This is a genomic window from Zoogloea oryzae, from assembly GCF_030161255.1.
In the GTDB taxonomy this organism is placed as follows: Bacteria; Pseudomonadota; Gammaproteobacteria; order Burkholderiales; family Rhodocyclaceae; genus Zoogloea; species Zoogloea oryzae.
On the sequence record NZ_BSPX01000053.1, the window covers coordinates 1 to 14,629 of the forward strand.

A 14,629-nucleotide genomic window follows, 5' to 3' on the forward strand; every position below is an offset into this window, starting at 1 on the left:
TGAAAGTAGGTCATCGTCAGACTATCCATTCAACACCCCCTCAGGCTATTCGCCTCAGGGGGTGTTACGCTTTGGAATACAACGAAATCAACAGAAGAATGGCTGGGTCTGAATGAGAAAGGACGCTCGAATGCGATGGCGCTATTGGTCGGTACTTGTCTCGCTATCCGTTCTCTTGCATATGGCGCTCTTCTGGCCATCGCCGAATCGAGATGTTCGAGCGCCTCTGTCCCCGGTGTTTTCCGTGCGTATTGCTCAACTTCAGCCTTCGTCCGAATCCCCGCAGCGCTTGCCGGATGTGCCTGCCGCTGGAGTTGAAAGAACCCTAGTCGAAACAACGACTGCGCCACAGCGGCCAACTCCTGATAATCCACCGCGTTCGTCGGCGGTGGGCAAGGCTGTGAAAGGGCGTGCCGGAACGCTGTCACGAGAGAGCGATCCACAGGAAGCGCAGCAGGTGTTGCCACACAGGCTAAAGCCGAGCACGCCGCCAGAGTCCCCGGAACTCGTGGTTTCAGCGGTTAGGCGTGAGCCTGAAGATGCGAAGAGAGTGTCGCTGTCCCGGTACCGTATCGCGCTTGCTGCGGCAGCCGTCCGTATGCAGTCGCTGGAGGCAGAAGTCCTGGGCGTGGCAGGCACGGCCGTGGTGGATGTCCGCCTGGCTGGCGGTGGGCCACAGGTGCATCTGGTGACGTCCAGCGGGGTCGAGACGCTCGATCGAAGAGCGCTGGTGCTGCTGGGCAGGGCTATCCGGGAGGTGCCAGCGCCCGTGGGGGATGGCGTCTCTGATGCGTTTGTCCGGCTGCCTGTAGTCTTCTCAAAGGATGAGTCGTGATGGGGCTCATCAGAACTTCTTGTCGGTTGTCGTCGGGCTGACGAGCCCCGTCATGGGTAGCGTGAGGCTGGTCGTGTGGAGTTCGAACCGATCGCGTCGGCGATCGTCGAAGAAACTCCGGAGTGTGTAATCGACCGATCGGAACGCGATGTCACTCCAGGGGATTTCGGCTTCAGTCATCAGAACGGCCTCAAGCGATTCTTCTCCTGGCTGGAAATCAAGGTGAAGGAGTTCGGCGCGGTAGATGATGTGGATCTGGCTGATGTGAGGGATATCCACGAAGGTGAACATCGGCCCCAGGGCGACTCGGGCGCCGGCTTCTTCGAGGGTCTCGCGCAGCGCGGCTTCACCCGTGGTTTCGTTGTTTTCCATGAAGCCGGCCGGTAGTGTCCACTTGCCATAGCGGGGTTCGATTGCCCGCTTGCACATCAGGATCTTGTCCTCCCACGTGGCGATTGCGCCGACGACGACCTTGGGGTTCTGGTAGTGGATTGTTCCGCACTGGTCGCAGACGTGCCGGGGAAGATTGTCGCCGGGGGGAACTTTGAGGCTGACTGGGGCGCCACAGTGAGAGCAGAAGTTCATGGCCGAAGGATACGCGTGGACAGTCCCGCCATTCTAATTCAAGGTGTCGCCCATGCTGCGGTGAGCCTGGTGACGATTCAAGAGTAAGTGGGCAGGACCGATAAAATGGAGTAGTGCAGTCCCAGACTGCGGCAACAATTGGAACTTACATGGTTGTGTCAATCGACGTTACGAAGTTCGAGCAACTGAAGGCCTCGGGAGATCTCCCGTCGCCCAAGGGGGTGGCGCTGGCCATCATCCGCCTGATTCAGCAGGAGGGGAGCTCGATGGGCGATCTCGCCCGGGTCATCAAGACCGACCCGGCTTTCGTCGGCAGGCTGATCAAGGCGGCCAACGGGCTGACGGGCTACAACCGCAGGGCGATTGCGTCGGTTCAGGAGGCGTTGATGGTGCTCGGTCTGCCGGCCGTCCGCACCCTGGCGCTGGGCTTCTCGCTGCTGTCGAGCTACCGCGACGGCAACTGCAAGGGCTTTGACTACGGGCGCTACTGGACGAGCTGTCTAGTCCATGCGCTGGCAATGCAGGCCATCACCCAGCGCACCCGTGTTGCGGCGGCGGAGGAGACGTTCTGTCTCGGCTTGCTGGCGCGGATCGGCGAACTCGCGTTGGCGACGCTCTACCCACAGGATTACGGGAAGGTCCTGAAGCAGACCCTCGAGTATCGGGATCTCCCGCTGGTGGCCCTGGAGCAGCGGGCTTTTGCGCTCAACCACCGGGAGCTGACTTCGGCAATGCTGGCCGACTGGGGCTTGCCGCGGATCTTCCACGAGCCGGCCTTCTTTTCCGAAGCCCCCGAGGAGTCGGGCTACGCCGATGGCTCGCGGGAGTTCGTGATCGCCCATTCGCTGCATCTGGCATCCTTCATCGCCGAGGTGTTTCTGGCCGAGGAGGCCGAGCGGCCCAACCTGATGAGTCGCCTGTTTGAGATCGGTGGGCGGCTGGCCTTCGATCCGGTGGCGATCAACGAACTGTGCGACGGGGTGGTCCGCGAGTGGCAGGCCTGGGGCGCGCTGCTTGAGCTCGATACCCTGGAGATCCCCCCGTTCAGCGAACTGGCTAGCCGTGGCGAGGCGATCGCCGCGACGCTCGCGACGGAGGCCAAGGCTCGCGTCCAGCATCTGCCGGGCGAATCCCATGAACTGCCGGTCGAGCGCGCGCCGATGCCGGGTGGCGCAAACCCGCTCACACTGCCGGTGGGCATGTCCCAGGCCATGCGCGTGCTGATCGTCGACGACGACGCGTCGATGCGTGCGCTGGTCCGCAAGGTGCTCGAGACCGTCGGGCATCAGGTGCTCGAGGCGTCGGACGGACGCGTCGGCATGGAGATGGCGCTGGAGTTTCAGCCCCAGCTGATGATCGTCGACTGGATCATGCCCGAGATGAGCGGGCTCGAACTCACTCGGGCGCTACGCCAGACGAAGATTGGCCGCAGCATCTACATGCTGATCATGACCAGCCTCGACGACGACGACAGGCTGATCGAGGCCTTCGAGAACGGCGTCGATGACTTCATGAACAAGCCGATCAACCCGCGTGTGCTCGCGGCTCGGCTGCGTGCGGGCCAGCGGGTGATCCGCCTGCAACAGGAGCTCGACCGCGACCGGGAGGAGATTCGCCGCTTTGCGGCCGAGCTGGCCGTATCCAACCGGCGCCTGCAGGAGGTGGCGCTGACCGATTCGCTGACCGGCTTCCCCAACCGCCGCTACGCCATCGAGCGGATGCAGCAGGAGTGGTCGGTGTCGTCGCGCACCCGCCGCCCGCTGTCGGGAATGGTCATCGACGTGGATCAGTTCAAGACCTACAACGATTCCCACGGCCACGATGTGGGGGATGCGGTGCTGCGGCAGGTTGCAACATCAATCAAGGGCGCGCTGCGGGCCCAGGACATCGTGGCGCGCACGGGCGGTGACGAGTTTCTGGTGATCTGTCCGGACACTGGCCTTGATGCGGCGCTGGCCTGTGCCGAGCGGGTGCGCTTTGCCGTCGAGAGCGCGCCGCTCACGGTTTCCGGCCAGCCCCTCACGATGTCGGTGAGCATCGGCGTGGCGACCCGCGACACGGTGATGACGGACCCGGATGCGCTGGTGAAGCGTGCGGACCAGGCGCTCTACCTGGCCAAGAACAAGGGGCGCAACCGCATCATGACCGCCCAGTCCCTGCGCCCGGGGCCGCTGATCCCGCCCCGCTAGGATCGTCTGGCGCCGATGGTGAAAGCCGTCGCGCGCCTTGTACGCAGGTCAGAATGGCCTACGCAACTGCCCAGTTTGGGCGTATGCGTAGGCCATTTTCTTACTTGCGTTTACGTGTTTGCTCCTACGTGATTTTCCGAAGCCCTCGCATGGCGAGAGTTGCCGGTGAACGGCAGAATTTGCCGCAGATAACGACAGGTCTGTCGAGGAGATAAAGATGAACACAAACACGATGCATGACGAGATTCGGGAGCTGAATCTGGCCTACCTGATGCTTGCTCAGCAGATGCTGCGCGACGACCGCGCTGCCGCCATCTACCGCCTGGGAATCGGCGAAGAAGTGGCTGAAGTGCTGGAAGGGTTGAGTTCCGCCCAGGTGCTGCGGATGGCCAATTCGAACATGCTGCTCTGTCAGTTCCGCTTCAACGACACCATGCTGGTCGATCTGCTGTCGTCCCATGGCCGTGAGCGCGGTGCGGCGCATCTGCACGCGGCGATCCTTGCTGCCGGGCGGCCTGTCGCCCATCTGGCCTGATCCGGCCCGCGGCTGAGGGAGACCATCGTGCGAAACAAGAGCGTGCTGCAGGAAGCGCAGGACATCCAGAAGGCGGTCGAGTTGATCCGTCTGGGTGCGCGCATGCAGATGCTTGAAGCCGAGACCGCCCTGAGCCGGGAACGTCTGCTCAAGCTCTACAAGGAAGTAAAGGGCGTCTCGCCCCCGAAGGGCATGCTGCCGTTTTCGACGGACTGGTTCATGTCGTGGCAGCCGAACATCCATGCCTCGCTGTTCATGGCGCTGTACCGTTTCGTCCAGACCAACGCGCATCTAGAAGGGTTGGACGCCATCATCCAGGCTTACCGGCTGTACAACGAGCACATCGAATCCTTCGAGATGGAGCAGGTGCTGTCGCTCACCCGGGCCTGGACGCTGATCCGTTTCTTTGACGCCAAGCTGCTGCAACTGGCCCGTTGTACCTGCTGCGGCGGACATTTTGTCTCCCACGGTTTCGACCCGACCCACGATTACGTCTGCGGCCTGTGCCACGTGCCGTCCCGCGCCGGCAAGACCCGGCGGGCCCAGGCGAACGAAGTTGCCATACCCTGACCTCCCTCTCGATTGACGATGAGGTTATGCCGCCGGTTTCGATCAGGCGGCATTTTTTTGTCCGCTTTCGGGTGACGACAGGCTTGCGTCAGGTGCTCAAGTTTCTTCAGGCAGGGCCGATATCGCCGGTGAAGAATAACGGATCCGGCAGGCGCCCCCAGCCTGCCAACCCAATGAGGTTTCGGCGATGTTTCTGATCATCGGCTACGTCATCATCCTGGCGGCGTCCCTCGGCACTTACGCCGTGCACGGCAGTCTGGCGGCCCTGTGGGTTCCGACCGAATACATCGCGATCGTCGGCCTGACCATCGGCGGCTTCGTCGCGGGAAACGGGCCGAAGGCGATCAAGGGCACCATCGCCGCGCTGCCTACGATCTTCAAGGGCTCGCCCTACAACAAGGCCTTCTACACCGACGTGCTGTGCATGCTCTACGAGATCCTGGCCAAGGTGCGCAAGGAAGGCCTGATGTCCATTGAAGGCGACATCGAGAACCCCGAAGGCAGCCCGATCCTCTCCAAGTATCCGGCCTTCACGGCAGACCACCATGCGGTGGATTTCCTGTGCGACTACCTGCGGATGATGGTCGGCGGCAACCTCAACGCCTTCGAGATCGAAAACCTGATGGACATCGAGATGGAAACCCACCATCACGAAGCCCACACCCCGGCCCATGTGGTCTCCAAGGTGGGTGACGCGGTGCCGGCCTTCGGTATCGTCGTGGCGGTGATGGGCGTGGTGAACGTGATGGGCTCGGTGGGCCAGCCGCCGGCGGTGCTCGGCAAGATGATCGGCGGCGCGCTGGTGGGGACCTTCCTCGGTATTCTCATCTCCTATGGCTTCGTGGCGCCGGTGGCTGGCCAGCTGGAGCAGAAGGTCGAGGAGGGCGGAAAGATCTACCAGTGCATGAAGGCGGTGCTGCTGGCGAGCATGAACGGCTACGCGCCCCAGGTGGCGGTGGAGTTCGGGCGCAAGGTGTTGTTCTCGACCGACAGGCCGAGCTTTGCCGAGCTCGAAGAAGCGATCAAGAGCAAGAAGTGATGCGCGTCCCGGTGATGCGGCGTGATGCGTCGCGGATTCCCTCGCCTGCCGGATCGATGTCATGAGTGACGATACCCAACAGCCAATCGTCGTCAAGAAGATCAAGAAGGGCGGCGGCGGTGCCCACGGTGGCGCGTGGAAAATCGCCTACGCCGACTTCGTGACCGCGATGATGGCCTTCTTCCTGCTGATGTGGCTGCTCGGCTCGACGGCCCAGGGCGACCTGCAGGGGATTGCGGATTTCTTCAACTCGCCCCTCAAGGTGGCGATGAGCGGCGGCTCGGGTGCGGGTGATGCAACCAGCCCGATCGCTGGCGGCGGTCAGGATCTGACCCGCTCGGTGGGCCAGGTGAAGCGCGGTGACGTGGACGGCCGGCGTTCGATGAACATCGAGGCGGCCAAGGGTGCGAGCAAGCCGGTGGGCGACGACGACGCCGAGGCCGTCAAGAAGGCCGAGGAGCGCAAGGAGCGCGCCAAGCTCGAAGACCTGAAGGGGCAGATCGAGGCGATCATCGAGGCGAGCCCAAGCCTGCGGCCGTTCAAGAACCAGCTGCTGCTGGACATCACCACCGAGGGCCTGCGCATCCAGATCGTGGACGAGCAGAACCGGCCGATGTTCGATTCGTCCAGTGCATCGCTCAAGCCGTACACCCAGGAGCTGCTGCGCTCGATCGGCGCGACGCTCAACGGGGTGGATAACAACGTGAGCCTGTCGGGGCATACCGACTCGACGCGCTACGCGGGCGGCGAGCGGGGGTTCTCGAACTGGGAGCTCTCCGCCAACCGCGCCAACGCGTCGCGACGGGAGCTGGTGGCCGGCGGGCTGGCAGAAGGCAAGATGGTCCGGGTGGTCGGGCTGGCCGACACGTTGCCGCTCGATCCTGCCAACCCGGGCGGCCCGATCAACCGACGGATCAGCATCGTCGTGCTCAACAAGCAGGCCGAGGCCGCGCTGCGCGGCGGCAACAAGAAGCTCGAAGTGAATAGCGAAACCGGTGTCGACGTCGGGGATATCCGCGCCGGCCTTGGTGCCGGGCAGGCCATCCGGCTACCCGGCCGCCCTAAAGAATAAGCGTGCTCGTGACGATATGACCGCGACTGCTTCTGATTCGTGCCAATAGGAAAATGAAACCCTCTCGTACCACCGCGATACTCGTCGGCCTTCTGTGGTCGGGCGTGACAGTGGGTGTCACCACCTACTTCCAGGCTGGGGCTGTGGCGACCCTGACGGGGGCCGGCCTGCTCGTGCTCGGGTGGGTTGTGCTGATGCTGCTGGTGTCTGCCGAACCTGCGACGACGGAAGCCCAGGGGCGCGCAACCAGCCTTCCGGTCGACGAGCTGGTTGCCATCGAAGGCGTGCTGCGGGAATCGACTCAGGCCTTCCGTGGCCAGCATCTGGCCATCAAGGGCGAAGTGGATCGGGTGCAGGAGATGCTCTCCACCGCCATCGGCACCCTGATGGGGAGCTTTCATGGCCTGCTTGCGGCGACCCAGGCTCAGCAGAACGTGGCCGTCGGCCTCGCGCAGGATGACGAGGATGGCGATGCCGGTTCGCGCTTCGATCTGTTCGTGGCCAACACCTCGGCGGTGATGCAGCGCGTCGTGGATAGCGTGATCCTCAACAGCAAGCTGGGCATGGAGCTGGTCGAGATGACCGACCGCATCTCCCAGCGGGCCAATGACGTGGAAAGCATCCTCGGCGAGATCAGCAGCATCTCCAAGCAGACCAACCTGCTGGCCCTCAACGCAGCCATCGAGGCGGCCCGGGCCGGCGAGGCGGGCCGTGGCTTTGCGGTGGTGGCTGACGAGGTGCGCGAGCTGTCCACCCGTACCGCCCAGTTCAGCCAGCAGATCAGCATCGTCATGAAGTCGATGCGCGAAGGCGTGGAGGGCGCCGAGGACGCGATCGAGCGTCTTGCTTCCACCGACATGAACTTCGCCCTCGAATCGAAGCAGCAGGTGGAGCAGGTGCTTGCGTCGATCGAGCAGATCAACCAGCAGCGCGGCAAGGCCATCGTCCGGCTGGGCGAGCAGGCCCGCGAGATGGACGTGGAGGTCAATCGGGCGGTGACCGCGCTGCAGTTTCAGGATCTGGTGTCCCAGCTCATCGGGCATGTGGATCGGCGGGTGGAAGGGCTTGGGCAGTTGATGACCGAGTTCGACGCCCTGACCGATGGCATCCAGCACGCCGTTTCGGCGGGTGATTTCGGTCCGCTGCGCAATGCTGCCGCGGCAATCCAGACGTCACTGGCGACGCTCGATCAGCGCGTCGGGGGCAACCCGGTGAGCCAGCAGGATGTCTCGCATGGCGAAATCGACTTGTTTTAGTTTCAGAACCTTAGGAAATGACAATGGCCAAGACCGTACTCACCGTTGATGATTCTGCCTCCATCCGGCAGATGGTGTCCTTCACCCTGAAAAGCGCCGGCTATGAGGTCGTCGAGGCCGTCGACGGCATGGATGGCCTCGACAAGGCCAAGTCCCGGGCGTGCAACCTGGTCCTCACCGACCAGAACATGCCGCGCATGGATGGTCTGTCTCTCATCAAGTCACTGCGGTCGATGCCCCAGTACCGCACGGTGCCGATCCTGATGCTGACCACCGAATCGTCCGACGCCATGAAGTCCCAGGGCCGCGCTGCCGGTGCGACCGGCTGGCTGGTCAAGCCCTTCGACCCGCAGAAGCTCATCGAGGTGGTCAAGAAGGTGATCGGCTAAGCCGAGGCTGGCATTCGCGCGTCAGGGAGACAGGCATGGCCATAGACATGAGCCAGTTCTACCAGGTGTTTTTCGAGGAAGCCGCCGAGCACCTGGCGAGTATGGAGGCGTTGCTGCTGGCGATCGACCCGGCCGCGCCCGACGAGGAGGAGGTCAACGCGCTGTTCCGCGCGGCCCACTCGATCAAAGGGTCGAGCGGAACCTTCGGCTTCCAGGACATGATGGAGGTCACCCACATCCTCGAGACCATGCTCGACCGGGTTCGCAAGGGCGAAGCCCCGCTCACCGACGACATGGTGGATGCCTCGCTCGTGGCGGGGGATGTGCTCAAGAACCTGCTTGCCGCCCACAAGGGCGAGGACGAGGCCGACCGGGAGGCAGCAGAGGCCATCTGCCATCGCCTGCAGGCCTTGTGCAACGCCCTCGACGCGCCCGTCACCGTATCGTCGATCCCGGCGCCCGAGCCCATTGCGGCCGGCGTGCCGGTGTGCGTCACCGGCTTCGATCTGTATTTCTCGCTGCTTGGCGCATCGCCCGAGGAGCGCCTGGGCAATCTCATCGAGGAGCTGGGCAGCTTCGGCGTGGTTGAGACGCTCGCCACGCCGACCGCCGACAATCCGGAATGTCACCTGCGGATCACCACCGAGGTCGGCGCCGACGTGCTCCGCGGGATCATCGACTTTGTCGCCGACGGCGAGACCGTGCGCATCGAGCCCTTCGGCCAGCAGGACGCCGATGGACATGAGGCCTACGGCTTTTTCCACGACATGATCCAGCCGGCCGATGAGGCCTACGGTTTCTTTGACCCACAGCCCGAACCCGATGGCTCGTCAGGGTCCGTGCCGGTGGTGTTTTCGGTCGATGGTGGTGAAGCCTACGGCTTCTTCACCGATCTTCCCGCCCAGTCCGACGCCCCGGCCGAACCCGAGCCCTATGGGCTGTTCACCGATCTCGAGCCTGCCGCTGCGCCGGCCGAGACGGCTTACGGTTTCTTCGATCCCCTGCCCCAGGCCGCTCCGGCGGTCGTGGCGGCTGCGCCCGAACCCGCTGCGGTCGTCGAGGCACCGGCCCCGGCGGCGACGCCCGCCAGGAAGCCGGCCGTACGTTCGGCCGGTGGCGGCGACAGCGGTTCGATCCGCGTCAGCGTCGAGAAGGTCGACCAGATGATCAACCTCGTGGGCGAGCTGGTCATCACCCAGGCGATGCTCACCCAGGCGGCCAGCAACGTCGATCCGGTGATCTTCGAGCGCCTCATCAACGGCCTGGCCCAGTTGGAGCGCAACACCCGCGACCTGCAGGAATCCGTGATGTCGATCCGGATGATGCCGATCTCGGTGGTGTTCAGCCGCTTCCCGCGGGTGGTGCGCGATCTGTCCCAGAAGCTCGGCAAGCAGGTCGAGCTGAAGACGATCGGCGAGACCACCGAGATGGACAAGAGCCTCGTCGAGCGCATCACCGATCCGCTCACCCACCTGGTCCGCAACAGCCTCGACCACGGTCTCGAGACCCCCGAGAAGCGGCGCGCCGCCGGCAAGCCGGAGACCGGCACAATCACCCTGTCGGCCTACCACCAGAGCGGCAACATCGTCATCGAGGTGGGTGACGACGGCGCCGGCCTCAACCGCGCCCGCATCCTCGCCAAGGCCAAGGAACGCGGCATGGCGGTGAGCGACGCGATGAGCGACCAGGAAGTCTGGCAGCTCATCATGGAGCCGGGCTTCTCGACCGCCGAGCAGGTCACCGAAGTGTCCGGCCGTGGCGTGGGCATGGACGTGGTGAAGAAGAACATCTCGGCGATGGGCGGCCGGATCGAGCTCGATTCGATGCCCGGCGTCGGCACCCGCATCACCGTGCGCCTGCCGCTCACCCTGGCGATCCTTGACGGCATGAGCGTCGGCGTCGGCCCCGAGACCTACATCATCCCGCTGGGCTACGTGATGGAGTCGATGCAGCCCGAGCGCGGCATGATGAAGAGCGTCTCCGGCGTCGAGCGGCTGATCCAGGTGCGTGGCGAATATCTCCCGGTGATCTGCCTGCACGACGTGTTCCGCATCCAGGGCGCGATCACCGACTGGTCGAAGGGCATCATGGTGGTGCTAGAGGCCGACGGACAGAGCGCGGCCCTGTTCATCGATCAGCTGGTCGGCCAGCACCAGGTGGTCATCAAGAGCCTGGAGGCCAACTACCGGCGGGTGCCGGGGGTGGCCGGCGCGACCATCATGGGCGATGGCCGCGTGGCGCTGATCCTCGACGTGCCGATGCTCGTCGGCATGGCCCGGCGGGTGTTGCCGGCGGCCGCCTGAGGCTGTCCGTCGCGTGTTTCGAAGGCCGCCTCCGGGCGGCCTTTTTCATGCTGGGCGACTGCCTCGAGATGCCTTCAGAAACATGGGGGGCTGCCGTAAAAGCCTCTATCGCCAACGAGGAGCATCCCATGTTGCAGGCAACTCAAACCGCTGCCGCCCTGGAGTCGGAAGGATCCGGCTTCGCCCAGGAGCTGCTGACCTTCACGCTGGGCGCCGAGGAGTACGCGATCGATATCCTGAAGGTCCAGGAGATCCGCGGCTACGACGCCGTCACCTCGATCGCCAACGCCCCCGCCTTCATCAAGGGGGTGATCAACCTACGCGGCACCATCGTGCCGATCGTCGATCTGCGCATCAAGTTCGCGGTCGGCGTCGTCGAATACACCCCCTTCACTGTCGTGATCATCCTCAACATCGGCGGCCGCGTGGTCGGGATGGTGGTGGATGCCGTGTCGGACGTCATCGCGCTCCAGCCCGAGCAGATCCGCCCGGCGCCGGATTTTGCCTCGTCGGTCGACACCGCCTACATCATGGGCCTGGGGGCGCTGGGCGAGCGGATGCTGATCGTCGTCGACATCGAGCGCCTGATGCTCTCCAGCGAGATGGCGCTGGTTGACGAAGTGGCGCAGTAGGCCTGCCTCCGCCAACCCCAACAAAAGCTGAGAGTGACTGTCATGAGTGGAATCCTTTCGCCGGCCATTGGCGTGATGAACCGGCTGTCCGTGCAGGGCAAGCTGGCCCTGCTGGGGATCATCGGCATGGTGCCGGTGATCGTGCTGGCCTACCTGCTGCTCGACCGCATTCAGGGTGAGGTGGCGTTCACCCGCCTCGAGACCCGGACCGTGCCGCTGGTGATGCCGGCGCGCCAGCTGCTTCAGGCGGCACAGGCGCACCGGGGTGTCTCCCAGGCAGTCATCGGTGGCAACGCCGCTCAGGCCGGTCGGTTGACTGAACTCGAAGCCAAGGTTGATGCGGCCCTCAAGGTGGGGGATGCGGCGGGCACCGAGCAGCACGCTACTGAACTTGCCACCGACGCCACCTGGCGCGGGCTGGTCAAGGATTGGGCCGATGTGAAGGCGCGCGCCGTGACCGTTTCCGGACCGGAGAGCTTCCGCCTGCATACCGAATACATCACCCGGGTGCGCGACTACATCACGCGGGTGGCCGATGCGACCAACGCGACGCTCGATCCGGAGCTGGAAACCTACTACCTGATGGACATGTTTACCGCGCGCCTGCCCGGGCTCGCGGAGGATGCAGGGGCCACGCGGGCGATCGGCACCGGTATCGCAGCACGCCAGAAGATCGTGGAGAGCGAGCGGGTTGATCTGGGGGTGCTGATGCAGCGTATCGCCGATGCGCGCAGTGGCGTGGACGCCGCGGTGCAGAAGGCCGGCAGCAAGGAGGCTGACCTGCAGGCGCTTCTGGCCGGGCCGGGCAAGGCGCTGGCTGCCGAGATGCAGGGCTTCACCGAACTGGTGAATGGCAACCTGCTCAAGTCCGCCGAGATCACCATCGCACCGAACCGGGTCTTCGATACCGGCACAAAGGCGGTCGATAGCGCCTACGCCCTGTTCGATATTGCGGCCAAGGAGTTCGACCGTCGCTTGGTGGAGCGCCTGACGCGCCTCGAGCAGCTGCGCATGCTGGTCATCGCGGTGATCGTCGTCTGTCTGGCGGTGGCGGGTTATCTCTTCCTCGGCTTCCGCCGCACGATGCTCACCTCCATCAACGAGATTCAGTCCGGCCTTGGCCGGATGAGTGCGGGCAAGCTGGATGAGTCGCTGGTGGTGCGTTCGAGCGACGCCTTCGGCGAGATCGCCGGCGCACTCAACGGGATGCAGACCAGCCTGAAGGCCAAGATCGCCGCCGACCACGAAGTGGCTGCCGCCAACCTGCGGGTGCGCAACGCCCTCGACAAGGCGTCCACCAACATCATGCTGGCCGACAACGATGGCCAGATCGTCTATTGCAACGACGCCGTCCTGGGCATGCTGCGTCAGGCCGAAACGGACATCCGCAAGGAGCTGCCGGCATTCAGCGTCGAAGGGCTTGTGGGGCGCAACTTCGATGTCTTCCACAAGAATCCGGCTCACCAGCGCAACATCCTTGGCCGCCTCACCGGCGAGCATCGCGCCCAGGTGAAGATCGGCGGCCGGACCTTCAGCCTCATTGCCAACCCGGTGTTCAATGCTCAGGGTGAGCGCCTTGGATCGGTGGTCGAATGGGGCGACCGGACCAGTGAAGTGCGTATCGAAGAGGAAATGGCTGACCTGATGGCGGCTGCGGTTGCGGGCAACTTCGCACGCCGGCTGTCGCTTGAGGGCAAGACCGGTTTCTTCGCGACACTCGCCGACGGCATGAACAACCTGATGGGCATCGTGGCGACTAATCTCGACGACATCGCCCGGGTGCTCAATGCCATTGCCCGGGGCGACCTGACCGAGAAGATCACCGCCGACTATGGCGGCACCTTTGGCCAGCTGAAGGACGACACCAACACCACGGTCGAGCGCCTGCGCGAGGTGGTCGGTCAGATCAAGGACGCCTCCGAATCCATCAACACCGCGGCCCAGGAAATCGCCGCCGGCAACGCCGACCTGTCGGCGCGCACCGAAGAGCAGGCCAGCAGCCTGGAAGAGACCGCCAGCTCGATGGAGCAGCTCAACGCCACCGTCAAGCAGAACGCCGAGAACGCCCGCCAGGCCCGCAACCTTGCCAGCTCCAGCAACGAGGTGGCGGAGCAGGGCGGGGCGATGGTCAATCGTGTGGTCGAGACCATGGGCTCGATCCAGGACAGCGCGAAGAAGATCGCCGACATCATCGGCGTGATCGACTCGATCGCCTTCCAGACCAACATTCTGGCGCTCAACGCGGCCGTCGAGGCCGCCCGCGCCGGGGAGCAGGGCCGCGGCTTCGCGGTGGTGGCGAGCGAAGTGCGCAGCCTCGCCCAGCGCAGCGCCCAGGCCGCCCGCGAGATCAAGGCGCTGATCGCCGACAGCGTGGACAAGGTGGAGGACGGCGCGAGGCTGGTGAACGAAGCCGGCCAGACAATGGAAGACGTCGTCACCAACTTCCAGCGCCTGTCCGCCCTGGTCACCGAGATCGCCGACGCCAGCCAGGAGCAGAGCGGCGGCATCGAGCAGGTGACCCAGGCCGTCGGCCAGATGGATGAAGTGACCCAGCAGAACGCCGCGCTGGTGGAAGAGGCCGCCGCCGCTGCCGAGAGCCTGCAGGAGCAGTCCATGTCCCTGGTTCGCTCGGTGGCCCATTTCCAGCTCAAGGGCAACGCGGCCCAGGAGCGTGCGCCCACTGCCCTCGACTTCGACGGCGTGATCCAGGCCCACATGGGTTGGAAGCAGAAACTGCGGGATTTCATCTCCGGGAGCGGGGAGAACCTCGACCCGGCCGTCGTCTCCCGGGACGACAAGTGCGTGCTGGGCTGCTGGATCCACGGTGAAGGTCAGCGCTACGCCAGGGAGTCCGGCTTCGCCCGCCTCACCAAATCCCATGCCGATTTCCACCGCTGTGCGGGTGACGTCGTCCGCGCCCAGCTGGCCGGTGACGAGGCGGGTGCCAAGCGCCTGCTGCTGAATGACTTCTCGGTGCTCTCCGACGAGACCATCCAGGAGATCCGCCGGATGAAGGCCTTGCATGGCCAGCAGGCGCCCGTGCCGGTCGCGCCGAAGCCGGTCACGGCCCAGGTTGCCGCCCTGCCGCTGCGCAGCGCCAAGGGGGGGCGGGTTGGAACACCTCTGCCGAAAGTCCGGCAGCAGGCCGCCAATCTGGCGGAAAGCGAGTGGGAAGAGTTCTGAGCGGCAAATCCGTTTGAGGTCTGACACATAGGGTCGGTCTG

The 14,629-nt window shown here is 64.5% G+C and carries 12 protein-coding genes; 11 read left to right on the forward strand and 1 reads right to left on the reverse strand.

Features of this window, described 5'->3' with window-relative positions:
- Positions 1 to 388 precede the first annotated feature (388 nt).
- Positions 389 to 835: an energy transducer TonB gene (locus QQK25_RS15725; RefSeq protein WP_284188784.1), complete on the forward strand. Its 447-nt coding sequence runs from the start codon at positions 389 to 391 to the stop codon at positions 833 to 835.
- 9 nt (positions 836 to 844) lie between these two features.
- Here the strand turns inward: QQK25_RS15725 and QQK25_RS15730 are convergent, their stop codons facing one another.
- Positions 845 to 1,420, reverse strand: coding sequence for an NUDIX hydrolase (locus QQK25_RS15730; RefSeq protein ID WP_284188785.1), 576 nt, complete (start codon positions 1,418 to 1,420; stop codon positions 845 to 847).
- A gap of 149 nt (positions 1,421 to 1,569) precedes the next feature.
- Here QQK25_RS15730 and QQK25_RS15735 point away from each other — a divergent pair, with 149 nt between their 5' ends.
- The 10 genes from QQK25_RS15735 (at position 1,570) to QQK25_RS15780 (ending at position 14,588) form a co-directional block, all read left to right on the forward strand.
- On the forward strand, positions 1,570 to 3,609 hold the full coding sequence (locus QQK25_RS15735) for a diguanylate cyclase (protein ID WP_284188786.1): 2,040 nt from the start codon (positions 1,570 to 1,572) through the stop codon (positions 3,607 to 3,609).
- Positions 3,610 to 3,826: 217 nt separating this feature from the next.
- Positions 3,827 to 4,144: a flagellar transcriptional regulator FlhD gene (flhD, locus tag QQK25_RS15740; protein ID WP_284188787.1), complete on the forward strand. Its 318-nt coding sequence runs from the start codon at positions 3,827 to 3,829 to the stop codon at positions 4,142 to 4,144.
- A 27-nt stretch (positions 4,145 to 4,171) separates the two neighbouring features.
- Complete coding sequence (flhC, locus tag QQK25_RS15745) at positions 4,172 to 4,714, forward strand: flagellar transcriptional regulator FlhC (RefSeq protein WP_284188788.1); 543 nt, start codon at positions 4,172 to 4,174, stop codon at positions 4,712 to 4,714.
- Positions 4,715 to 4,901: 187 nt separating this feature from the next.
- Positions 4,902 to 5,753 carry a flagellar motor stator protein MotA gene (gene motA, locus QQK25_RS15750; RefSeq protein WP_284188789.1) on the forward strand — a complete coding sequence of 284 codons (852 nt, stop codon included), beginning with the start codon at positions 4,902 to 4,904 and terminating at the stop codon, positions 5,751 to 5,753.
- Between the two features lie 61 nt (positions 5,754 to 5,814).
- Positions 5,815 to 6,825: a flagellar motor protein MotB gene (gene motB / locus QQK25_RS15755; protein ID WP_284188790.1), complete on the forward strand. Its 1,011-nt coding sequence runs from the start codon at positions 5,815 to 5,817 to the stop codon at positions 6,823 to 6,825.
- A 563-nt stretch (positions 6,826 to 7,388) separates the two neighbouring features.
- On the forward strand, positions 7,389 to 8,081 hold the full coding sequence (locus tag QQK25_RS24330) for a methyl-accepting chemotaxis protein (RefSeq protein ID WP_438696474.1): 693 nt from the start codon (positions 7,389 to 7,391) through the stop codon (positions 8,079 to 8,081).
- Between the two features lie 23 nt (positions 8,082 to 8,104).
- Entirely contained in the window at positions 8,105 to 8,470 is a 366-nt protein-coding gene (locus QQK25_RS15765; protein ID WP_284188792.1) for a response regulator, read from the forward strand.
- 35 nt (positions 8,471 to 8,505) lie between these two features.
- Positions 8,506 to 10,773: a chemotaxis protein CheW gene (locus tag QQK25_RS15770; protein ID WP_284188793.1), complete on the forward strand. Its 2,268-nt coding sequence runs from the start codon at positions 8,506 to 8,508 to the stop codon at positions 10,771 to 10,773.
- A gap of 128 nt (positions 10,774 to 10,901) precedes the next feature.
- On the forward strand, positions 10,902 to 11,405 hold the full coding sequence (locus QQK25_RS15775) for a chemotaxis protein CheW (protein ID WP_153159903.1): 504 nt from the start codon (positions 10,902 to 10,904) through the stop codon (positions 11,403 to 11,405).
- A gap of 42 nt (positions 11,406 to 11,447) precedes the next feature.
- Positions 11,448 to 14,588 carry a methyl-accepting chemotaxis protein gene (locus tag QQK25_RS15780; protein ID WP_284188794.1) on the forward strand — a complete coding sequence of 1,047 codons (3,141 nt, stop codon included), beginning with the start codon at positions 11,448 to 11,450 and terminating at the stop codon, positions 14,586 to 14,588.
- Positions 14,589 to 14,629 lie beyond the last annotated feature (41 nt).

Excerpts from the sequence above, each read along its gene's own strand:
- motB (WP_284188790.1), top strand. The coding sequence starts at position 5,815 with ATGAGTGACGATACCCAACAGCCAATCGTCGTCAAGAAGATCAAGAAG.
- QQK25_RS15780 (WP_284188794.1), top strand. The coding sequence starts at position 11,448 with ATGAGTGGAATCCTTTCGCCGGCCATTGGCGTGATGAACCGGCTGTCC.
- QQK25_RS15775 (WP_153159903.1), top strand. The coding sequence starts at position 10,902 with ATGTTGCAGGCAACTCAAACCGCTGCCGCCCTGGAGTCGGAAGGATCC.
- motA (WP_284188789.1), top strand. The coding sequence starts at position 4,902 with ATGTTTCTGATCATCGGCTACGTCATCATCCTGGCGGCGTCCCTCGGC.
- QQK25_RS15770 (WP_284188793.1), top strand. The coding sequence starts at position 8,506 with ATGGCCATAGACATGAGCCAGTTCTACCAGGTGTTTTTCGAGGAAGCC.
- QQK25_RS15765 (WP_284188792.1), top strand. The coding sequence starts at position 8,105 with ATGGCCAAGACCGTACTCACCGTTGATGATTCTGCCTCCATCCGGCAG.
- QQK25_RS24330 (WP_438696474.1), top strand. The coding sequence starts at position 7,389 with ATGGAGCTGGTCGAGATGACCGACCGCATCTCCCAGCGGGCCAATGAC.
- QQK25_RS15730 (WP_284188785.1), bottom strand. The coding sequence starts at position 1,420 with ATGAACTTCTGCTCTCACTGTGGCGCCCCAGTCAGCCTCAAAGTTCCC.
- flhD (WP_284188787.1), top strand. The coding sequence starts at position 3,827 with ATGAACACAAACACGATGCATGACGAGATTCGGGAGCTGAATCTGGCC.
- QQK25_RS15735 (WP_284188786.1), top strand. The coding sequence starts at position 1,570 with ATGGTTGTGTCAATCGACGTTACGAAGTTCGAGCAACTGAAGGCCTCG.